Consider the following 24,048-nt stretch of genomic DNA (forward strand, 5'->3'; position numbering starts at 1 on the left):
ATAATTGAGATTTATTAAAATATTTTTAATTAAATTTTCATTTATTTTTTTAAATTACTTTAAATAAATCTCAAATAAAGTTTATATGTGAAAAAAACAATATACAATATATTTTTTCAAAGATAAAACTAAATAAAAAAACTATTTATTTGATTTTAAGCAAATTAATAAAAACACCTATAAGTTTTATTTTAATATATAATTTTTCATATATGAAAATAACTTAAATGATATTTAACATTAAAAAAATGTTTTTTTAATTTTCATAAAGCAAAAATGGTTTACAAAAAATATTAACTAGATATAGTAAATTATTATTTTTTTAACAATAATATCTGTATACTAAAATTATATGAAAAATAAAATAGTATTTTACACAAAAATGTTAACACTATATAATAAGAGTTTTTATTAATATAAAAAAGGAGTAAGAAATGCGTTTTATAGATGTAACAAAATTAAAAGTTACTGCTGGCAAAGGTGGTGATGGTGTTGTTGCTTTTCGTCGTGAACTTTATGTAGCCAAAGGTGGTCCATCTGGTGGAGATGGAGGAAGAGGCGGTAATATTATCTTTATTGGTGATTCGGGTATGAATACTCTATTAGACTTACGTAAAAATAAAGAGATAACTGCTGAAGATGGTAACAATGGTGCACCCAAAAATATGCATGGACGTAAAGGAACAAATACTTATGTAAAAGTTCCATTGGGTACCATTATTAGAGATAACAAAACTCAAAATATTCTTGGTGATATTATTAAAGATAAACAAGAAATAATAATTGCTGCCGGTGGTCTTGGTGGACGAGGAAATGCTCGTTTTGCTTCGGCAATAAATCGAGTACCTAAAATATGTGAAAAAGGAATGCCTGGACAACATTTTGAAATAATTTGTGAGTTGAAATTATTGGCTAATGCCGGATTAGTTGGGTTGCCTAACGCCGGTAAATCAACATTATTAGGAGCTATTTCTGCTTCAACTCCAGCAGTTGCTGATTATCCTTTTACTACTCTTAATCCGCATTTAGGTGTTGTTAGAGTTGATAAAAATAATAATTTTGTTATGGCGGATTTGCCTGGATTAATAGCGGGAGCTAGTTTAGGAAAAGGATTAGGTTTACAATTTTTGCGTCATATTGAACGTTGTCAAGTTTTAGTACATATGATTGATATTAGTGATAAGACTCAAGATCATTTTTTAAATTATCAATTAATTATGAGTGAATTAGAAAGTTATAATAAAGATTTGACAAAAAAACCGCATTTAATTGTTGCAAATAAAATTGATTTACCAGATGCAGAAACTAATTTAGAGAAATTAAAAGAACAAATTAAATTACCAATAATTGCAATTTCTGCTATGAAACATATTAGTTTGGATATATTAATTAAAGATATTGCTAAAGCTGTTGAAAAAGAACAACTGCATCAAGTTAATAATGATGAAAATAATGAAGAACATATTTTTTATGAATATATTAATAAAGAAGAAGTTCCACAAGTTTTTATTACTAAAATTGCAAGTAATCAATGAACTATTTCTGGTAAAACCGTTGAAGTAATATATCAAAAAAATCCTTTAAATAATTATCATAATATTTTATTATTTAAAATTAAATTACAAGATTTAGGAATTTATGATGAATTAAGAAAGCAAGGAATAAAAAAAGGTGATCATGTTAAGATTTTTAATTATGATATGATTTGAGAAGAAGAATAAAAAAGGGCAAAGGAAAATAGGAAATGGAAATAGTAATTAGTTTATTGGTAGTTATTTTAATTATTAGTAGTATTGGTGGCTTAATAATTTATATGCAAATTAAAAAAAGTCAGAATGTTACTAGTGACCCAATTGCACAAGATTTTTTAAAAATGCAAGTAGAAACTTTAAAAGAACAATTAAATGATTTTAAAATATCATGAAATGGTTCAGATCGTGATAAAACCGAAAAATTAATTAATTTAATGAGTAATATTGATAATTTTCAAAAAAATTTAGATAAAAAAGAAGATGATTATAAACGCAATGCTGATGTCATTCAAAGACAAGTAGTAGATGTTATTAAAGATTTAGCAAAGTTACAAGAATCATCAACTGTTTTAGGAAAAATTAATGATAATATTCAAAGTTTACAAGAAGTTTTTATTAATACTAAAAAACGTGGTAATGTTGGTGAATTTGTTTTAGAAAAAATTTTGACTAATATGTTGGGTTCAAATCAAAAATTATGAGAACGACAATATAAAACAATTGATGGCAAAGTTGTTGATGCCTATGTAAAAACAGATTCTGAAAAAGAAGGAATTGCTATTGATTCAAAGTTTTCAATTGATAACTATCAAAGGTATTTAGTAAGTGAAGATATTAAAGTTAAAGAAAATTATTTAAAAGATTTTCGTAATGATATTCGTAAACGAATTGATGAAGTTGGAAAATATATTAATATTAAAAATAAGATTTCTAGCGCAGTAATGTTTATTCCTTCTGAAGAAATATTTGCTTTTATTTACGCACAATTTGCTGATGATATTGTTGAATATGCTTTTAAGAAACGTGTTTGAATTACCTCTCCTACTACTTTATCTGCTGTTTTATTTACAGTTGATAAAAATCGTAAAGACATTGATTTCAATAAAAATTTAGAAAAAATGGCAAAAAAATTACGTTTATTCAAAGATGATTTTGATCGTTGGGTTGATAGATGAGAAAAAGTTAAGTCTGGTTTTGATACAACTAATAAAGCCATTGAAACTTTAGATAAAACCCATAATAAAATTGCTGGACATTATAACAATATTTTTGAAATGTCTGAAGAAATAAAAGAGAGTGAATAATTATGAATTTAGAACAATATTTAGATGAAATTATTAAATTTTTACAAAGTGAAGTAAAAAAAGCAAATGCCAAAGGTTTAATTGTTGGTTTAAGTGGTGGTGTTGACTCGGCAGTAGTAGCATTATTGATTAAAAAAGCTTTTCCTAATGATCATTTAGCATTAATTATGCCTTGTTTTTCACCAGATATTGATTTAGAATATGCAAATAATTTAGTTAATATTCATAAATTAAATGCCAAAGTAGTTAATTTAAATAATGTTTTTTTAAGTTTTAAAAAAACATTAGAAACTGAAATTAATATAGAAAAATCAAAATTAATTTTAGGAAATTTAAAAGCTAGATTAAGAATGAATACTCTTTATGCATATGCACAAAATCATAATTATTTAGTTGTAGGAACAGATAATAGTGACGAATGACACATTGGTTATTTTACTAAATATGGTGATGGTGGTGTTGATTTATTACCAATTATTCATTTGTTAAAAAAAGATGTTTTTGCTGCAGCAAAGATATTAAAAGTTAATGAAGAGATCATTATTCGTAAGCCAACTGCTGGTTTATGAGATGGACAAACCGATGAAATGGAAATGCAATTTAAGTATGAACAATTAGATCAATATTTACTAGGAAATAAATCATTAATACCATCATCAGTAATTAATAAAATTGAATTTATGCATCAGAATAGTGCACACAAAAGAATACCTGTACCGCAAGCTCCAAAATGAACAAGAAAAAAATAAAGGAATGAGAATATGGCTGGACATTCACAATATGCAAATATTAAACATCGTAAAGATGCCCAAGATAACAAACGTGGTAAAATTTTTCAAAAATTATCAAGAGAAATTTATGTTGCTGTTAAATTAGGTGGTGCAAATGTTGAAAATAATCCACGATTAAAATTAATGTTAGAAAAAGCACGACGTATAAATATGCCAAAGGATAATATTAATCGTGCTATTAATAAAGCTAGTAATAAAAATGAAACAACTAATTATGAAGCAGTCACTTATGAAGGATATGGACCAAGTAATATTGCCATAATTATTCATTGTTTAACTGATAATAAAAATCGAACTGCAAGTAATATTCGAAGTTATTTTAATAAATTGGGTGGTCATTTAGCTGCTACTAATTCTGTTCAATATTTATTTCAAACAACGGGGGTAATTCAATTTTCAAGTTTATTATCAGTTGAAGAAATATTGGAGTTAATAATTGATTTTGAAATTTTTAATATTGAAAAAAATGAAGATATTATTGATATTGAAGTTAATCCTAAACAGTTAAATGCTGTAACTAATTTATTAGAAAAAAATAATATTAATGATTTTATTAGTAATGAAATTGTTAATATTCCCCATGAATTGATTACCATTACTGATCAACAACAAATTAAATTAATTGATATATTGTTAGAAACAATTGAAAATGATGATGATGTGCTTTCAATTGAACATAATTTTAAAAAATAAAAAGGTTTATTTTTCTTTTTCATCTAATTAAGAGTAAGAATAGAAAAGGAGGAATAAGTTATGGATGAATATTTTTAGGTATTATTAAATAATTTTATGAAAATAAAATTATTTTTGAATGTAATGATCATGGATATATTATTGAAGGTGTTAATTTACAAACATTACCATTAAATATTAAAGTAAAAATTTATGTTTATTTTCATCAAAAACCAACTTATGAACAATTTTTTGGGTTTGTATCAAAACCAATAAAAACCTTTTTTATTCACTTACTTAATATTAGTAATATTGGACCAAAAACTGCTTTAAGATTATTAAATCAACTATCACTTGATAGTATTAAGTTGGCTATAAGCAAACAAGATTATAAGATATTGCAACAGTGTAAAGGTATAACTCATAAAATTGCTAATAATATTATTAATTATTTTAGTAATCATATTAAAGTAGTAAGTAATTTAACAACTAGTCAAAATGAAAAATCAGATTTAGTATTTGATACATTATTAAAATTAGGTTTTAGTTCAATAGTAATTAATAATTTTTTATTAAGAAATATTAATTGAGATTTGGAAGTTGAAGAAATTATTGCATTAGCTATTAAGGAAATAAAATATGGGTATTAGTAGTTTTAATAATTTTGTTGGACAAAATAATGTTATTGAACGTATTCTAATTTTAATCAAAGGTAGTAAAATTCAAAATATTGCTTTAAGTCATATTTTATTGATTGGTCCTCCTGGTATTGGAAAAACAACTATTGCACGATTAATAGCAGAAGAATTGCAAGTAAATTTTCATAGTTTAGAAGGAACAAGCATTAATAAAACTAGTGATATTATTAGTATTTTAGCAAATATCAAACAATCTGATATAGTTTTTATTGATGAAATTCATGTTGTTAACTATGAAATATTAGAAGTATTATATTCTGCATTAGAAGGTAATTTTATTAATATTATGATTGGTAAAGATTATAATAATAAAATTGTTAAAATTAATTTACCCACTTTTACATTTATTGGTGCTACTAATAAAGTAGGAATCTTAACTAAAGCGTTGATAAGTCGTATTCCTAATATTTTACAATTATCTGATTATAATTATCAGGATATTAAAAGTATTATTTCACAAGTTTCTTTGAGTTTAAATTGAAAATTAGAAAATAATATAATAAATATTATTGCTAATCATTGTTGTAATATTCCGCGACTCATTATTAACATCATTAAACAATTGTATAATTATTGCGTTGTTATGAATGTAGATTTAAATGAAACTAATATTTTGCAAATTTTATTTTTTTTGCAAATTTATCCTTTAGGGTTAGATAGTTTACAATTGGCATATTTAGCATTGTTTAATAATGTAAATTTAGATAAAAGTTTGAGTATTGAAACTATTTGTCAACTTTTGAATGAAGAAAGAAAAAATCTTGAAATTCATTATGAACCTTGACTTATTCATTGTGGTTTAATTACTAAGACAACTAAGGGTCGTAAAATAACAATTATTGGTAAAGAGTATATTAATAATAATATAATTTTATTTAGAAAATAATTAGGAAATGTTTAGTAATCTGTGTAACTTACAAAAATAACTATGTTTAATTAATTCTAGTAAATATAATTAAATGACTAGAAAGAGTGAGTTACAGATGGCTAAAAAAGATAACTTTAATAATAATGATCCAATATCAAAAGCAGTAGATTTATTACTAGAAAATACTGAAGATTTAACAACAGTTTTTAAACCTGGCGGTTTATATAAAGAATTAACAAAAAGATTAGTTGAAAAAATGTTGAATTCTGAAATGCAAAATTATTTAGGATATGAAAAAAATCAACATAGTACTACTGAAAATGCTCGTAATGGTACAAGTTCAAAAAAATTAATAACTCAACAAGGTAAAATTGAAATTGATGTACCAAGAGATCGCAATAGTAATTTTACTCCTGTAATAGTTCCTAAAAGGCAAAGAAGATTTGATGGTTTTGATCAACAAGTTCTTTCCTTGTATGCAAAAGGAATGACATTATCTGACATTAGAATGCAGTTGCAAGAGTTATATCATGGTGCTGATATTAGTGAAAGTGTTATTAGTCAAATTACTGATGATGTTATTGATGATGTTAAAGCATGACAAAATCGACCATTAGAAAGTATTTATCCTATTGTTTATTTTGATTGTATAGTAGTTAAAGTACGACAAGATAAACGGATTATTAACAAATCAGTTTATATAGCATTAGGAGTTGATTTAGAAGGCAAAAAAGATGTTTTAGGATTATGAATTAGTGAAAATGAAGGTTCTAAGTTTTGATTATCTAATTTCACAGAAATGAAAAATCGTGGCTTAAATGATATTCTTATTGCTTGTAGTGATAATTTAACAGGCATGTCAGAAGCAATACAATCAGTTTATCCTAAAACAGAATATCAATTATGCATTGTTCATCAAATTAGAAATAGTTTAAAATATGTTTCATACAAACATCGAAAAGGTCTAGTTGCAGATTTAAAACCAATTTATAGTGCATGTAGTGAAGAACAAGCAATGCAAGCTTTAGAATCGTTTGAAAGTAAATGAAATAAACAATATCCTCAAATTACTAAATCTTGATATAAAAATTGAGATAATTTAATGGTTTTTATTAGTTATCCAGTAGAAATCAAAAGAGTGATTTATACTACAAATGCTATTGAATCTGTTAATAGTCAATTACGAAAAATCATCAGAAATAAAAAAGTTTTTCCTAATGATATGGCAGTTTTCAAAATATTTTACTTGGCAATTGAAAATATAACAAAAAAATGAACATTGCCTATTCAAAATTGAAAGGAAATGTTTAGTAATCTGTGTAACTTACAAAAATAACTATGTTTAATTAATTCTAGTAAATATAATTAAATGACTAGAAAGAGTGAGTTACAGATGGCTAAAAAAGATAACTTTAATAATAATGATCCAATATCAAAAGCAGTAGATTTATTACTAGAAAATACTGAAGATTTAACAACAGTTTTTAAACCTGGCGGTTTATATAAAGAATTAACAAAAAGATTAGTTGAAAAAATGTTGAATTCTGAAATGCAAAATTATTTAGGATATGAAAAAAATCAACATAGTACTACTGAAAATGCTCGTAATGGTACAAGTTCAAAAAAATTAATAACTCAACAAGGTAAAATTGAAATTGATGTACCAAGAGATCGCAATAGTAATTTTACTCCTGTAATAGTTCCTAAAAGGCAAAGAAGATTTGATGGTTTTGATCAACAAGTTCTTTCCTTGTATGCAAAAGGAATGACATTATCTGACATTAGAATGCAGTTGCAAGAGTTATATCATGGTGCTGATATTAGTGAAAGTGTTATTAGTCAAATTACTGATGATGTTATTGATGATGTTAAAGCATGACAAAATCGACCATTAGAAAGTATTTATCCTATTGTTTATTTTGATTGTATAGTAGTTAAAGTACGACAAGATAAACGGATTATTAACAAATCAGTTTATATAGCATTAGGAGTTGATTTAGAAGGCAAAAAAGATGTTTTAGGATTATGAATTAGTGAAAATGAAGGTTCTAAGTTTTGATTATCTAATTTCACAGAAATGAAAAATCGTGGCTTAAATGATATTCTTATTGCTTGTAGTGATAATTTAACAGGCATGTCAGAAGCAATACAATCAGTTTATCCTAAAACAGAATATCAATTATGCATTGTTCATCAAATTAGAAATAGTTTAAAATATGTTTCATACAAACATCGAAAAGGTCTAGTTGCAGATTTAAAACCAATTTATAGTGCATGTAGTGAAGAACAAGCAATGCAAGCTTTAGAATCGTTTGAAAGTAAATGAAATAAACAATATCCTCAAATTACTAAATCTTGATATAAAAATTGAGATAATTTAATGGTTTTTATTAGTTATCCAGTAGAAATCAAAAGAGTGATTTATACTACAAATGCTATTGAATCTGTTAATAGTCAATTACGAAAAATCATCAGAAATAAAAAAGTTTTTCCTAATGATATGGCAGTTTTCAAAATATTTTACTTGGCAATTGAAAATATAACAAAAAAATGAACATTGCCTATTCAAAATTGAAATACAGCAATTGCTCATTTTATGATAAAATTTGAAGACAGAATTAATCTAAATTAGTAACTTTGTAAAACAAAGATACACAGATTATTAAAAAGCCTCAATTGAAATACAGCAATTGCTCATTTTATGATAAAATTTGAAGACAGAATTAATCTAAATTAGTAACTTTGTAAAACAAAGATACACAGATTATTAAAAAGCCTCAATAATTATTTTTGATATTACTGTAAAACAATTGTTATTTATAACGAATGTTGCTATTCTTATATAGTGCTTAAATAATATACAATCTATGTTTATACAAATAAATTGATTTAGGAGTGAAGAAATATGAACACTTCTTTTAAGACAAGAAAAACTAAAAATCTTGGATTTTTTTTAAGAATTTTTAGTTTAATAATTATTGTTTCTACAATAATAATTTCAGTAGTGTTTAGTGCTAAATATGTTGAAAATAATAGTAAATTAAGTATTGAGTTTGCTGGTGGTTATCAAACACAAGTTCAATATGATGGTAAAGGTAAACAAAAAGATGTTATTAATTTATTAAAAGACAGAGTTGACCCTTTAGGTACTAGTAACGTTGACATTGAAAGCATTACTAGCAGTAATAATAATAAGTATAATTTAGCGTTGAGTAAAGATGCGGGAGTTGATATTTCTACTTTTGTTCATAGTGTATCACGACGTGGTTATTCTTATATTGTTGATAAAGATGGTAATGACTTATTAGCAACCGAAAAGAAAGATGACAAAGATACTACTTGAACAAAAAGAGATAAAAGATTATTAACTAGTGATGTGTTTTCTGCTATTAAAGCTGTTAATAATTCTGTTACTCATCGCCCAGAACTTGTTTTTGATGTTAAAAATGATTCAGTTTTAAAAGAACTTACTTCTGCCAAAGAAAATACATTTTACATTTATTCAGATATTGGTCAGTTATTAGATTATATTCGAAGTAGTATGGAGGGTATTCGCTCCCTTGCTTTTATAATTGATAATCTTAAAAATGATACTGATGGTAAGATTAAAGCATCATTAACATCATTATTAGATAATAATACACCAGGTCTTGGTAAAGGTACTGATATTTTAGCTAGAGCTAAAGCACAAGACCCTATTTTAGCACGACTATTAAATCCTAATCAAAATGGTCAATTTGGTATTAATTGAATTTATTCTGATAATTTAGGTTCAGTTCATAATCTTTCTGTTGATACTAATGATGAAAAAAATACATATGATCCTGCTAATCGCTTTGATCCTTTTGCTTCCCCTATTGTTGGTTCACCTATGAATGCATGATTGCCTTATATTAAAGATTTATTACGTTTACCAGATGTTTCAGATATTTTACATGAAGATGTTATTGATTATCGTTATATTCCATATTGAGTTGGTGAAGTTAAAGTAACTAACAATAGTATTTCAATTAATTCAGATACTTTTAATCTTGAAACAGTTGAACAAATGAAAAGTGTTTTAACATCAGGATTGTCAAAAAATAATTTTACTATGTTATCTTATGCTAATGTTAGTCCAACGCTAGGTGCAACATCTTTAAAAATTGCAGTTATTATTATATTAGTTACCTTTGTTCTTATGACTATTGTTCTGTTTTATTATCGTATGTTAGGAGTTATTGTTTTAATTATAATATCATTATTTTTATTATTTACTATTGTTAGTTTTGTTTTCATTAATGGCATAATTGCTCCTGAAAGCGTAATTGCTTTAATTATTGGTTTTGCACTATTATTAGATACGATTATTAATTTGTTGGAACGTTTTAAAAATGAATATATGCAAGGTAAAACTTTGATTAGTGCTTTTAAATCAGCAAATAAGAAAACATTATCTTCTTCATTAGATTGTAGCGCTATTATTTTAATTGTTAATTTAACTATTTTCTGATTTGGAACTCGTGCTATCAAAGGTTTTATTATTATGACTTCTATTGCTACTTTTGGTGTAATTATTTTTGGAATTATCTTATTAAGATTAATGTTATGAACATTATTACGAAATAACTGGTTAGAAAATAAACCTCAACTTTTAGGAACTAATAATATTAGTAGAAAAAGCACTATAGTTTTAAATAATTCAATAGATACAAATAATATTAAAACTGATGATAAAAAAATAAAAAAACAATTAATTTCAGAAAAATGTCAGTTTAAAATTAATTATAAAAATAAAGTTAAAGAATTAATTAAAAAATTTAAAGTTGATAAACAGCAATTAAAAAAAGAACATAGTAAATCAAGATCAGTTTATAAGTCAAAAGTAAAAGATTTAAAATTAAATCTTTCACAAGAAATTAATAAATTGAAACAAGAATTAATTAATGCATTAAAACCGTTAAAAATTCAAATAGTTAAAGCAAAAGACAAAAAAATATTAGTTAATTTTAAAAATGTTTTTTCAAAACTTAAAATAAGTAACTGAAATTATTTTCATAAATTAACAAAATGAATTCTTTCAGGTTCTGCTGTTATTGTTCTTGCTTCAGGTATTACTTATGGTGTAATTGGTTCTAATTTTGGTTCTGGTTTTGATCAACGAACTGATTTTGTTGGAATGGGTACAATTACTCAAGATCCAAGTGATCCTAGTTACAATATTATTAAAGAAGCAGAATTAGCAAAAGATTTTATTAATAAAGAAATTCAAAATAATAGTCAATTTAGTAAATATTTTAAAAATATTAATTTTTCCTTAATTGCTGGTGGTGAAGGAAAACCATATCAGTTTAAGATTATTGTTCAAACAACAGTAAATTCTCAAAGTATGCAGCAAAGGTTTAAGAATTTTTTAGGAGAGATTACTAGAAATTGAAAACAAGAATCTATTTTACAATGAGGAGAAATTGATCTAGTTGTTGCTAAGTCAGGTGTAGATTTATTAGTTAATATGATTATTTCAATTGCTTTATCTTTTATTGTTATTTTAATTTATATTATTATTAGATTTCAATTGACTTATGTTATTCCTTTAATTTTAGCTATTATTTTTAGTTTACTAATGACACTTGCTATTATTAGTATTTTCCAAATTGTAATTTCTACTTCAATTGTTGGAATATTATTGGGAGTAATGATTTTAACAATAATTAGTATTATGTCAATTTTTGATAATATTCGTGAAATTAAGATTAATAATAATCAAACACAAGTTATTAGCACAGAAGAAATAATTCAAATTTCAAATAAAAGTGTTCAAAAGGCTTTACCAAGAACATTAGTTATTAATGGTGTAGTATTAATAACATCAGTAATTGTTATGTTTATTATTCCTAGTTTCTGAATAGTTAGTTTATCATTATTAATAGGTTGTATAGTAAGTTTAGTATCATCTTACTTTATTGCTCCTTTTATTTGAACTTATTTTGAGAAATGAAGAGTTTATAGATATAAAAAACGTATTAATAAAATTAAAAAACATTTCATTGGTGCAGATGAATATGTTATTAAAGGTATTAATGAATAGGTGGTTGCAATGACAAAAGAATCATTAAAAAAAATTATTATTAATATTCCTGATTTTCCAATTAAAGGTATCCAATTTAAAGATATTAACCCAATATTAAGTAATCCAGAAGCATTTCAAAGTGTTGTTAATATTTTTGTAGATTTTATTAAAAAATGTGGAGCAACAGCAATTTTAGCACCTGAAGCAAGAGGATTTATTTTTGGTGCTGCTATAGCATATAAGTTGGGTATTAAATTAGTTCTTGCACGTAAAAAAGGTAAATTACCAGGTAAAACCTATAAAGTAACTTATGATTTAGAGTACGGTACTGCTATATTAGAAATGCAGCAAAATGTACTTTCAACAAAAGATAAAGTAGTAATAATTGATGATTTGATTGCAACTTCAGGGACAATTAATGCTTGTCTTAATTTAATAAAGCAAAGTAACGCTCAATCAGTTGGTATTGCTGCTTTAATTTCGCTTTCTGAATTTGCTAATAAACATCATTTTGATAATATTCCGCTGTTAGAAATAATTAAGTTTTAATAAGTACTAAATAATGAATAATTTAACTTGTAAAGATTTTAATCAATTATTAGCGGAAGCAAAAACATTTATCAAAGATCCTAAGCAAATTACAAAAATTAAAGTAGCTTATGAATATGCATTATTAAAACATAAAGATCAATATCGAAAGAATGGTGATCCTTATGTTTATCATGTTTTATCAACAGCATACAATTTAGTATTATGGCATTTAGATGTCTCTTCAATACAAGCAGGATTTTTACATGATATTTTAGAAGATACACCAACAACTTTTGATGAGTTAGTAGCAGAATTTGGTTTGGAAGTTGCTAATTTAGTTTTAGCTGTAACTAAAGTTAGCCATTTTGCAAAAGAAAAAAGAAATGAAATTAAAGCTAATTATTTACGTAAATTATATTTAAGTTTAGCTCATGATATTCGTGTCATTATTATTAAAATGGCAGATCGTTTACATAATATTAGAACTATTAATTTTTTAAATCCTGAAAAACAAATAATTATTGCTAAAGAAACTTTAGAAGTTTATGCTTCTATTGCTCATCGTCTAGGTATGCGTAAATTACAATCAGAACTAGAAGATCGTTCTTTTGCAGTATTACATCCTAAAGAGTATAAAAAAATTGATAACCTTATTAATTTAGATCGTGAAAAACGTGAAAAATTAGTTAATGAAATTATTAAAGAATTAAGTAAAACATTATCACAACATAAAAATTTAATTTTTAAAATTTATGGTCGTAGTAAACACTTATATTCTATTTATCGTAAAATGTATTATTTTGGAAAAGATTTTGATGATATACATGATATTTTAGCAATTAGAGTTGTTACTAATTCTATTGATAGTTGTTATGCCATTTTGGGTTATATTCATCAAAGTTTTACTCCTGTTCCGGGTAGATTTAAAGATTATATTGCAACACCAAAAAATAATATGTATCAATCATTACATACATCTGTTGTTTTTGATAATGAAATTTATGAATTACAAATTAGAACTGAAGAAATGGAAGATTTTGCTGAAGCAGGTGCAGCTTCGCATTGAAGATATAAAGAAGGGGAAAATAAAAATCCTAAGAAACGTCAAGCAGAAATTGATGAAAAATTAAATATTTTTCAAGAAATATTAAATTTAAATGACTTAAATCCAAATGTTGATGAAAACATATTAGCAGATAATATTGCCAAAGATAATAATTTAGAAAAAGAAATTCGACAAGATATTTTTAGTGATTTAATTTATGTATTAACTCCAAATGGTAATGTTATAACATTACCATTTGGTTCAACTGTTTTAGATTTTGCTTTTAAAGTTCATACTGAAATTGGTGAAACAACAGTGGGTGCAAGAATAAATGGTATTTATTCTCCTATTAATACTGTTTTAAAATCAGGGGATATTGTTGAAATTAAAACTGCTAAAACTGCACGTCCTTCTCGTGATTGATTAAATATTGTTAAGACCAATTTTGCTCAACATAAAATAAAAAAATATTTAAATAATCAGCAAGAAAAATTTAATCAAGAAAATAAAATTAAAGATACAGAAAACAAAGAGAAAATAAAAAAAACAAAGGAAAAAATAGAAGAATATATTATTGAAAATCACATTCGTTGAAAAATTGCAAAACGTAATGTTATTATGTCAAGAATTAGATCATTAAAATATAAAACGTATGAAGATTTTTGCTTAGATGTTGCTAATGGAACTTATACAATTGAACAGACGGTTACTACTATTTTATATAGTGATTCAGCAACATTTCAAGAATTAAAAACTAAACAACAAACAACAATGAATTTAAGTAGTAATAATGAAATTATTATTGAAAATGCCCCCAATACTAAAACATCATTGGCTCATTGTTGCTTACCTATTCCTGATGAACCAATTGCGGGTTATATTACTAAAGGGCAAGGTATTAAAGTTCATCGTTTAATTTGTCCTAATGTTAGTTTGCCAGAGCGGAAAGAACGTATTATTGATACTAAGTGAAATTTATTAGCAACCAGTCATCATCTTTATAATTCAAAAATTCAAATTCAATATTTAGATCGACCAGCATTGATGACTGATGTTTTAAATATTTTGGGCTATTTAAAGGCACAAATTCAAAGTATTGATGCTAATAATAAACTTAAGGAAAATCATGGAAGTTTAAAAATTTTAATTAAAGTTTCTAATATTGAACGTTTACATCAAATTATTTCATCAATTAAAAAAATTCCTGATATTATTGCAATAAACAGAATAATTATGTAATATTTTAGTATAATATTTTCAGTATTTAAAAGTAAATTTAGGGTAAACATTAAGAGACGGTGTGGTTGGTGCAAACACTGGTTAACTAATTTTATGACATTAAATAGCTTGTATTATTAATTAATTAAATATGATAAATTATAATTAAGTGCATTTATTTTGTAAATGAATTAGGATGGTACCGCGTTAAGAAACGTTCCTAAAATAAAGGAACGTTTTTTTAGAAGATTTATTTTTTATTAAAAGGAGTAAAAAAAAGTATGCAATTTCAAAAGCCAAGAGGAACACGTGATATGTATAATGAAGAGGTTATTATATATCGTAATATTATTAAATCTTTAACACAGTGTGCAATTAAATATAATTATCAAGAATTTATTACTCCTATTTTTGAAAATGCTCAACTATTTTTACGAGCTGTGGGAGATACAACTGATATTATTCAGAAAGAAATTTATCAATTTAATGATAAAAATGATAGATTATTAGCTCTTCGTCCTGAAGGAACAGCAGGTATTGTTCGTGCTATAATTGAAAATAAATTATATAAATCTAAGCAAACGTTAAAGTATTTTTATTATGGTTCGATGTTTCGATATGAAAGACCTCAAAAAGGGCGTCAACGTCAATTTAATCAATTTGGTATCGAAACTGTTGGTGTTAAACATCCTTTAGTTGATGTTGAAGTAATGATGATGGCCTTAGAAATGATAAAAAGTTTTTCAATACCAAATTTAACTTTAAATATTAATTATTTTGGATCTAATGAAACAAAAAATAAATATCAAATAGCACTTAAAGAACAATTATTAAATCAAAGTAAGCAATTGTGTGAAAATTGTCAAATTAGAGTTAATGTATCACCACTAAGAGTTCTTGATTGTAAAATTTGTACTAAATTAAATTTAGAAATACCATATTTAAATGATTTTTTAACTAATGAAGAAAAAACATATTTTACAACTATTATTAATAGTTTAAAAAATAATAAAGTTAATTTTATTATTGATGAGCATTTAGTTCGTGGTTTAGATTATTATAATGGTATTATTTTTGAAATAACTACTATTGATTCACGAATTGGTGAAAGTCAAAATACTTTACTTGGTGGTGGTAGATATGATAATTTATTTAATGAATTGGGCTCACCATTAAAAATTCCTGCTATTGGTTTTGCAATTGGTATTGAAAGATTAATGTTATTATTGGTAGAAAATAAAAATATTAATAAACCACCAATTATTGATTTACAAATTATTGCTTTAAGCGAATTAGGATTAATAATGGCTTCCGATTTATTATTACAATTACGTAAAGAAAATTATCATATTGATATGGAATATAATTTATATCAAGATAAAAATAAGTCACAGATTATTGATCGTAGTTTAGCCAAAAATATACTATTTTTAAAAGAAAAAAATCAGGTTAGTTTTTATTCTTTTGTTAAAAAAGAAATGATAAAATTAATTTTTGATACTGAACAGCAATTGCTTAGTAAGGTTAAAAATCTATTATTAGAGGAGAATGAAGAATATGGAAAAACTCTTTAGAACTCATACATGTGGTAATTTAACGCAGGGTGATATTACAAAAGAAATTATTATTAGTGGTTGAGTTAAAGATATTCGTATTAATAAATTTGGTATTTTTATTGATTTACGTGATATGTACGGAACAACACAAGTCATTGTTAAACCAGATAAAGGATATTATCAAGAAATAAAAAATGTTAAAGTTGAATCTGTTTTAAAAGTAATTGGAACAGTTGTCTTACGAAAAAATAAAGATGCAAAAACTGCTAATGATATGATTGAAGTAGTAGCAAAAGATATTGAAATATTAAGCAATTCTATTAATTTACCATTTGTTATTAAAAATGATAATACGCTTGCTAGTGAAGAATTACGTTTACAATATCGCTATTTAGATTTAAGAAGACCAGCAATGAATTATAATATTAAATTTAAACACCAAGTTCTTAGTTGTTTACGAACATTTTTGAATCAAAATAATTTTTTAGAAATTGATACTCCTTGCTTAACAAAATCAACACCAGAAGGTGCTCGTGATTTTTTAGTTCCTGCTCGTATTCAAAAAAAACATTTTTATGCTTTACCACAATCACCACAAATTTATAAGCAATTATTAATGATATCAGGTATTGACAAATATTATCAAATCGCTAAATGTTTTCGTGATGAAGATTTTCGTGCTGATAGACAACCCGAATTTCAACAATTAGACTTAGAAATGGCATTTACTACTAGTAAAGAAATTAAATTAATAGTAGAAAATATGCTAATAAGTCTTTTTAATACTTTAAAAATTGGTAATATTCCTTCAACATTTTCATCAATTACCTATGATCAAGCAATGGATTTATATGGTAGTGATAAACCCGATTTACGTTGTATATGTAAGTTAATAAATATTAATATTAACAATAATAGTGATGGATTTATTTATAAGGGTTTTATAGTTAATGATAAAATGAACGAAACAACTATAAAAAAATTAACAGAAATTAGCAATCAGCATGGAGGAAAAACATTAATAATTTATGACTTAATTAAGAAAAAAATTATTCATAATAATTCTAAAGTAAAGTTTGATGATTTAGTTTTATCAGAAGAAATATCAAAAATAAAATATAATAATAATTTTTTAATTTTCGTATATGAACAACAAGATATTGCTAATAAAGTTATGGGTGCTATTAGAAGTTTTTATATTAATGATTTGTCAAAACGAATTAATCATAAAGATTTTATGAATAATATTGAAAACTTTGAATTTATTTGAATTATTGATTGACCAATGTTTGAACAGGAAGAAAATAAATGACAAGCTTGTCATCATCCTTTTACAAGTCCAAAAAATCCTGAAAAATTATTAGATATAAAAAATAAAGATTTAGGAACTTTAACTGCAGATGCTTATGATTTGGTTTTAAATGGTTTTGAAATTGCTGGTGGGAGCATTAGAATTCATGATTATAAATTACAGAAAAAGATTTTTGAATTATTAGATTTAAGTAAAACAGAAATTGAAAATAAATTTGGTTTTTTCTTATCAGCTTTTAATTACGGAGTTCCTCCACATGGTGGTATTGCTTTTGGCATTGATCGTTTATTAATGCTTTTAATTAAGAATGAATCAATTCGTGATACTATTGCTTTTCCTAAAAATAATCGTGGTATTTGTTTATTAACAAATAGTCCTAGTGAAATTTCATCTGATCAGTTATCAATATTAAATTTGGAATTTAAGAAGTAAAATTTTAATTTTAAAGTGATTAGAAGTTTAATAAAATTAGAAAATATAAATATTAAAAATCTCTAATGAAAAATAATTAAATTATTTTTCATTAGAGATTAATTATGTAATTTAATTGAAATCAATTTTTCAATAATGTTAAATTAATAATTATTAATTTCAATTATATTTTTTTGATATTTGTTAATATTCAAGTTCAATAAATGGTTCACTATCTTTGGTTTTTAGATGTCATATAGCTGGTAAATTTTTTTGAACTAAAGTAAAGACATTATTTGTTGCTAAACATTTATAAAGTGAACCATCATTAGTTTTAGTTTTTCCATCTCCGTTTCATGTAGTAACATATAAAAAATTTGTATTTTTATTAAAAACTAATGATAGTACTCCCCCTTTTATTCCAGACATTGGTTTAAAGTTTGTTTCTCCTGCTAAACATTTGTAAACTTCACCATTACTAGGAGATTGATATGAACCGGTTCAAACTCCTGCATAAATATTATCATCATTGTCAAAAGTTAAAGAAGAAACAGATTTAAATGGTTATTTCTAAATGTAATAGAATAAATTTAAAAACATAAAATTTAGATATTTTTATGTTAATTACAGAATATAAAAACTTATTAAATTAAAATTTAATAAGAATTTTTGTTGTATATTGATGTTAATTAAATATTTATAAATTTCATAATTTGTATTTTAGTTGTAATTATTTTTACTAAGTAGTATTATTAATTTACAATTACATAACAAAAGTCTTAATTTATTCTCGTCTAAATAATAATAAAGACAGTATTGAATAATTTATTCCGCATTTTTGTTATTCGCCCAAAAACTGTTGATGTATTTTTAGTTGGTTGTTCAACAATTATTGTTTTAGTAGTAGATGTAGTAGTTTGATAATTAGTAGTGGGGTAGTACATATAGTTTGAATCCATAGGTTGTAAATATTGATATTCATTATCAAAATTATTACTAAAGAATTTAATACAGCAGTTTCATAACATTTTCTTTTTTTCCTTTTTTTTGAATATTTGAACACTATCTAAAACTAAATAATTGCATTATTTAATTTTAATAGTTTATAATTATAATAATAGCAAAGTTTATTTAAAGGTGAATATAATGTTACGTAGTAGTAATATTTTAAAAATTAATAGTATTAATAATTTTGAACAATTATTTATTTTTTTTGGTTTACCAGTTCTTTTTTTACTTTTAATTATGAAATTAACTTTTTTAATTACTATTAATTTTCATAAAAATAGTATTAATAATAAAAAAATATTTAATAAAACAAAAATCATTATTCTTCAATTTAGTTTATGATTTTTAGCACAATTTTGTTTATTTTTATTACCAGTTCAAGAAATGGTAATTAATATTAATTTTTTAGATTTAGAAAGTTTACCAATGCTATCATTGATTTCAATTTTACATTTATTTATTTGTTTTAGTTTTTTAAGCCGTAATAATAATCAGATTATGAAAGTGATGCGTTTTACTATTTTGTCAATTATTATAATTGCCATTATTTTACAATTTAATTTTACTATGATTAAAATATCATTACCATCAATAAATAACTTTGTTTCAATACTAATTTTAGTGTTCTTTTACTATTGATTAGGTTTTTTTTCATGAAAAATGTTTAGTGATAATTTATTTACAATTTTTAATTTAATGAAAAAAACTTGAGTGACATTATTTAGTAATTCTTCATTACCTAATATTATTAATAAACAATTTCCAGTAAAAGCATATACTAAAACTAAAATTATCATTTTAACATGGCAATTTAAAAAACAAATGTTTACTAATTTTGACCACCAAGTTTTTATTACTGATAATAATAAAAAACTTTTAATTGCTATTTTTAAGAAGAATTTAACTTATTTTTTAAGTGCCCAATTAACACTACTTATTACTAAAACTATTCAAGATTTAAAAACTTTAATTAATGGTTGAAAAATGGCTTTAATTCAATAACTTTTTTTGTTTTAAAATTTAAAAGAAAGGAAGAACGAATATGAAAAAACAATCATTTTTGCTTTTTAAAAATGCGTTTAAACAAGCATTTCGTAATAAAATTCAATTAGTTGGTTTAATTGTTTTAGTATTATTATCATCAACTATTTTTTCATTAATGCAAACAAGTTTAGCAAGAATTTCTGATGAATATTCAACATTAGTTGCAAAATCTAATTTACATGATTTTGTTATTGATTTATCTAATACTACTCCAAAAACTGTTTCTAATAAAATCTCAACATCAACAACTGCTGTTGATGAAAAGAATGATTTTGATATTAACAATATTGCAAATGATGCTGGTAATGAATTTATATGAGATCGTGTTGAAGGCAGAACTATGCAATTAGATAATAATAGTAATCCTAGAATTTTAAAAATATTAACTTATAATCAAGATGCTCGTATTGATAAATTAATCATTAGTGATGGTTATCAAATAGGAGATAGTAAAAATCCAGATAAAACTCCAAGTTGAAAACAGGTAGTTATTAATAAAGAATTTGCTCAAAAAAATAATTTGCATATTAATGATACAATTCGTGTGCAATCAGATCAATTAGGAAGTAGTTTAAAAGTTTCAGGATATGATTTAAATGATGCTGCTTATAGTAGTTATAATTGATTAAAAATTGTTGGATATGGTGTATCTGCTGATTTCACAACCCCAATTATTGATCAAACTACACCAATTCCAAATAAAACTCGTGAAGGTTTATTATACGTTGATCCAATGCAATTTGGTTTAAGTAAAAGGTTAGAAAAAAATAATTATATTTGATCATATGATAAAGCTAATGAAAAAATCACAATTTCTTCTGATAATGATCGCGAAATTTATTTTGTTGGAAAATCAACAATAGGTAAAATTAATGATATTAAATTAATTTCACAAAGTTTAAGAAGTAAATATATTAATACTATTGATTCTGATGCTGCTTTAGTATATAAGTTAGGAAATAATAAGTATACATTTAATAATCGTACTGCTACTTTGAATGCAACTATTATTGGATTTAAAAGTTTATTAATTGGTTTATTGTTAATTGTTTTAATTATTACAGGAATTACAGTAATATTAATTACTTATAAAAATATTGATAATTCACGAACACAAATTGGAATTTTAAAATCATTAGGTTATAGTAATATTAAAATTTTAATTACATCTTTAGCTTATCCAATGGTAGCAGCACTTATTGGTACTATTTTAGTGTTTTTACCAGCAAGTGGTTTACAAGTAATTATAGTTCAAACATTTGCCAACTATTTTAATCTAGATTTTGGTCGTTTTATTTTTGATGGTTTAGGATTTATATATTGTTTAATTTTAATATTTGGTTTTTTATCAATTATTGCATGAGTTATTAGCGCTTTAACAGTTATTAAAAAACCAATAGATTTAATTAAAAACGAATCAGCTACTGTTAATTCTCGCTTTAGTCGAATTATTAAAACAAAAAGTATTAATCGTGGATTTTTAACAAGATTCCGTTTATCACTATTTACATCATCAATTGGAAAAATGGCAGCAGCAGCATTAACTATGTTTTTAGGAACAACGTTAATGACAACATCTATTATTGGTCCAAAAATTATGGCTGATAATAAATTACTTTCTTTTACTGGTATGAATTATCACTCCTTAGTTGAATATGACATTCCGACTTATAATTCTCCATATAGTTTTTATAAAACTTATAATCCAAATAATAAAGATGATTGAACTTATACTTCTACTGTTGATAGTACTACTGGTGATACATATTGACATCCACCACGTTTTGATAATTCTGGACCATTAAATGATACTTTTGTTAAAGAATTATTAGAAAATAATATTAATGCTGAAGCATATGCTCCAATGTCAGATGAATCTAATCCCGGTGGTGCTATTAGTGATTTAGGATATACTGGTTTAACGTATTTAAATGGTAAAATGCTTACTAAAAACTTTTTAAATGGATTAGATTCTAGTGATATTAAAGATGCTTCTGTGATTGTTGGAATTATGGTACAAATGGCTTGACCAAATGCATTACCAATGTATGACACAGTTTTAAAAAATACTAATATTAACAGTTTTTATAGTGAGAATACTTATAATATTATTAGAAAATTTTATCAAAACTATCGAACAACAGTGGCAATGAATATTAGTGGTACGATTTCAAAGACTGGTAAGATTAGTACTAATCCTAATGATTTAGATATTACAAAATTCAAAGATTGAGCAAATAGTAATATTCCTGCTTACAAAAATGCCTCAAGTAAGGGTCCTACTTTTATTAATGATATTGATAATTTAAGTTTTGATACTAGCGATAAATTATATCCGTGACATTTAACTAATGAAACACAATTATTGAATAATAATGCATCTGAAATTAGTGACAAAGAGCGTGATAGTTGAATTAATAAAGTTGGAATTTGATTTGGTGCTTTATTTTATAATAGAATGGGACAAACTGTAGTGCAAGGTGCTTATACTAAAAGCCCATATTTTATTCGTCAAAATATTGCCAAAGCTTATAGTGATCCCAATGCTCCTTTTAATGTTGCTTTTAATGTTGTGCCTTTTGATAAAGAAACTGATGAATTAGGAACTTACTTTATTGGTACTCCTGAAAAATTATTTAAACAGAACAAATATTTAATGAAAGTTTATGGTTTACAAAATCAACAACAGTTAGGCAAACCTTCAATGATGCAATTATATGATGCTGGAGGTTCTTCATTAAATCCACTTTTAGAACAAGAAAATAGTGATGATAGTATTAGTCTTGTTATTAATCAAACGATTGCTAAACAATTAAATTTAAAAATAAATGATGAATTTAAAATGAGTAGTAATGGTAATACTATGAAATTTAAAGATAATAATAAATTGAAACCTTTTGATTTGGATAAAATTAATATTGATAACATTGTTGGTCATAGTAAAAATGTTAATAATGTAACATTATTAAGACAACAAACTGGTTATACACAAGTTGATGAGTTAAAGGATGGGGCTTATGATAATATGGGTATTAATGCTACAAATATGTTAAAAGAAGTTACTGCTGGTAAGGTTGTTAATTCTTATAATGATAAGATAAGTTCTAAAACACCAACGTATAAAGTAGTTGGTATATATAATGGTTATGGTCAACCTAATGCTTATATTAGTAAAACTAATGCTGATAAAGTTTTATCATTTAATAAAACAAAAGAATTTTTATTTTTATTATTTAAAAAAGAATGAGAAGACAAAAAAACAACTTGTGATGTTGATTTTGGTAAATTAAAATCATTTAATGAATATCAAAATTTTCTTAATCAATTAAATGATCCCGTTATTTATAAACTTAATCAAATATTTGAAAATGAAAATCCAATTTTTAATTTTAAATTTTCAAATTCGCAATCATTACCAGATATAACTAATTCATTTTCAACTTCGCAAATGTATGGAGATTACAGTGCTTTTGGTTTAAATGGTGGTACTGATGGTTCTGGTACTTATCAAGGTTATGGTGCAGGTAGTGCTGTTAATATTACGCCACAAGATATCCATCATCAGTTGTTAAATCAAATTACTGCTTTAGTTGATACAGTATTGGTTGCATTTATTATCTTTTCATTAATCATTTCGTTCTTTATTATTTTATTAACAAGTAATTTAGTAATTTATGAAAATCGTAAAACAATAGCAACAATGAAAACACTTGGTTATAGTGATGCAAAAATAACTAATATTGTTATTGGTATGTATTTACCAGTGATTGCTGTTATGTTTGTTATTGGTTTTCCCGTAGGATGAATAATTGTTAAGTTTATTCTTAACTATTTAGCTGCTAATACAACATGGGTTTTACCATTATTCTTTGTTTGATGATTACCGCTTGTGGTTGGTTTAATTGTCTTTGGTATTTATGCAACAACCTTTATTATTGATTGATATGCCATGAAGAAGATTAATCCAATTAAAACTTTAAATGAAATTGATTAAAAGCAGAAGGGAATA

At 24.4% G+C, this 24,048-nt stretch carries 17 protein-coding genes; 15 read left to right on the plus strand and 2 right to left on the minus strand.

Annotation, left to right across the window (positions count from 1 at the left end):
• Window positions 1–434: 434 nt before the first annotated feature.
• The 13 genes from obgE to aspS all read left to right on the plus strand — a co-directional run bounded on the left by obgE (window position 435) and on the right by aspS (window position 18,008).
• Window positions 435–1,721, plus strand: coding sequence for a GTPase ObgE (gene obgE / locus AAHM95_RS04820; protein WP_342274260.1), 1,287 nt, complete (start codon window positions 435–437; stop codon window positions 1,719–1,721).
• A 23-nt stretch (window positions 1,722–1,744) separates the two neighbouring features.
• Window positions 1,745–2,836, plus strand: a complete 1,092-nt coding sequence (locus tag AAHM95_RS04825) for a DNA recombination protein RmuC (RefSeq protein WP_338974852.1) — start codon at window positions 1,745–1,747, stop codon at window positions 2,834–2,836.
• Window positions 2,837–2,838: 2 nt separating this feature from the next.
• A complete protein-coding gene (gene nadE / locus AAHM95_RS04830; RefSeq protein WP_338977649.1) occupies window positions 2,839–3,585 on the plus strand; it encodes an NAD(+) synthase in 747 nt (248 codons plus the stop codon).
• A gap of 12 nt (window positions 3,586–3,597) precedes the next feature.
• Entirely contained in the window at window positions 3,598–4,320 is a 723-nt protein-coding gene (locus tag AAHM95_RS04835; RefSeq protein ID WP_338975273.1) for a YebC/PmpR family DNA-binding transcriptional regulator, read from the plus strand.
• A 110-nt stretch (window positions 4,321–4,430) separates the two neighbouring features.
• Window positions 4,431–4,949 carry a Holliday junction branch migration protein RuvA gene (gene ruvA / locus AAHM95_RS04840; protein ID WP_342274376.1) on the plus strand — a complete coding sequence of 173 codons (519 nt, stop codon included), beginning with the start codon at window positions 4,431–4,433 and terminating at the stop codon, window positions 4,947–4,949.
• Window positions 4,939–5,883 carry an AAA family ATPase gene (locus AAHM95_RS04845; protein WP_342274261.1) on the plus strand — a complete coding sequence of 315 codons (945 nt, stop codon included), beginning with the start codon at window positions 4,939–4,941 and terminating at the stop codon, window positions 5,881–5,883. The genes ruvA and AAHM95_RS04845 overlap by 11 nt, the downstream gene beginning before the upstream one ends.
• Before the next feature lie 97 nt (window positions 5,884–5,980).
• A complete protein-coding gene (locus tag AAHM95_RS04850; protein WP_342274377.1) occupies window positions 5,981–7,201 on the plus strand; it encodes an IS256 family transposase in 1,221 nt (406 codons plus the stop codon).
• A gap of 57 nt (window positions 7,202–7,258) precedes the next feature.
• A complete protein-coding gene (locus AAHM95_RS04855) occupies window positions 7,259–8,497 on the plus strand; it encodes an IS256 family transposase (protein ID WP_342274378.1) in 1,239 nt (412 codons plus the stop codon).
• Between the two features lie 273 nt (window positions 8,498–8,770).
• The gene (secDF, locus tag AAHM95_RS04860) at window positions 8,771–11,932 is read left to right on the plus strand and encodes a protein translocase subunit SecDF (protein ID WP_342274262.1); all 3,162 of its coding nucleotides are present in this window, start codon (window positions 8,771–8,773) and stop codon (window positions 11,930–11,932) included.
• A gap of 9 nt (window positions 11,933–11,941) precedes the next feature.
• Entirely contained in the window at window positions 11,942–12,463 is a 522-nt protein-coding gene (locus AAHM95_RS04865) for an adenine phosphoribosyltransferase (RefSeq protein WP_338977639.1), read from the plus strand.
• Window positions 12,464–12,476: 13 nt separating this feature from the next.
• Entirely contained in the window at window positions 12,477–14,729 is a 2,253-nt protein-coding gene (locus tag AAHM95_RS04870; RefSeq protein WP_342274263.1) for a RelA/SpoT family protein, read from the plus strand.
• Between the two features lie 260 nt (window positions 14,730–14,989).
• On the plus strand, window positions 14,990–16,282 hold the full coding sequence (hisS, locus tag AAHM95_RS04875; protein ID WP_338975278.1) for a histidine--tRNA ligase: 1,293 nt from the start codon (window positions 14,990–14,992) through the stop codon (window positions 16,280–16,282).
• Window positions 16,266–18,008 carry an aspartate--tRNA ligase gene (gene aspS, locus AAHM95_RS04880; protein ID WP_342274264.1) on the plus strand — a complete coding sequence of 581 codons (1,743 nt, stop codon included), beginning with the start codon at window positions 16,266–16,268 and terminating at the stop codon, window positions 18,006–18,008. The genes hisS and aspS overlap by 17 nt, the downstream gene beginning before the upstream one ends.
• A gap of 183 nt (window positions 18,009–18,191) precedes the next feature.
• On the opposite strand, the gene AAHM95_RS04885 is transcribed toward aspS, so the two are convergent.
• Both AAHM95_RS04885 and AAHM95_RS04890 read right to left on the minus strand, forming a co-directional pair.
• On the minus strand, window positions 18,192–18,416 hold the full coding sequence (locus AAHM95_RS04885; RefSeq protein ID WP_342274265.1) for a hypothetical protein: 225 nt from the start codon (window positions 18,414–18,416) through the stop codon (window positions 18,192–18,194).
• A 365-nt stretch (window positions 18,417–18,781) separates the two neighbouring features.
• Window positions 18,782–19,015, minus strand: coding sequence for a hypothetical protein (locus tag AAHM95_RS04890; RefSeq protein ID WP_342274266.1), 234 nt, complete (start codon window positions 19,013–19,015; stop codon window positions 18,782–18,784).
• Between the two features lie 118 nt (window positions 19,016–19,133).
• Between AAHM95_RS04890 and AAHM95_RS04895 the strand changes: the two genes are divergently transcribed.
• Both AAHM95_RS04895 and AAHM95_RS04900 read left to right on the plus strand, forming a co-directional pair.
• The gene (locus tag AAHM95_RS04895) at window positions 19,134–19,997 is read left to right on the plus strand and encodes a hypothetical protein (protein WP_338973642.1); all 864 of its coding nucleotides are present in this window, start codon (window positions 19,134–19,136) and stop codon (window positions 19,995–19,997) included.
• Window positions 19,998–20,037: 40 nt separating this feature from the next.
• Window positions 20,038–24,033: an ABC transporter permease gene (locus AAHM95_RS04900; protein WP_342274267.1), complete on the plus strand. Its 3,996-nt coding sequence runs from the start codon at window positions 20,038–20,040 to the stop codon at window positions 24,031–24,033.
• Window positions 24,034–24,048 lie beyond the last annotated feature (15 nt).

Source organism: Spiroplasma endosymbiont of Phycita roborella, assembly GCF_964031195.1.
Lineage (GTDB): Bacteria > Bacillota_I > Bacilli_A > Mycoplasmatales > VBWQ01 > Spiroplasma_E > Spiroplasma_E ixodetis_A.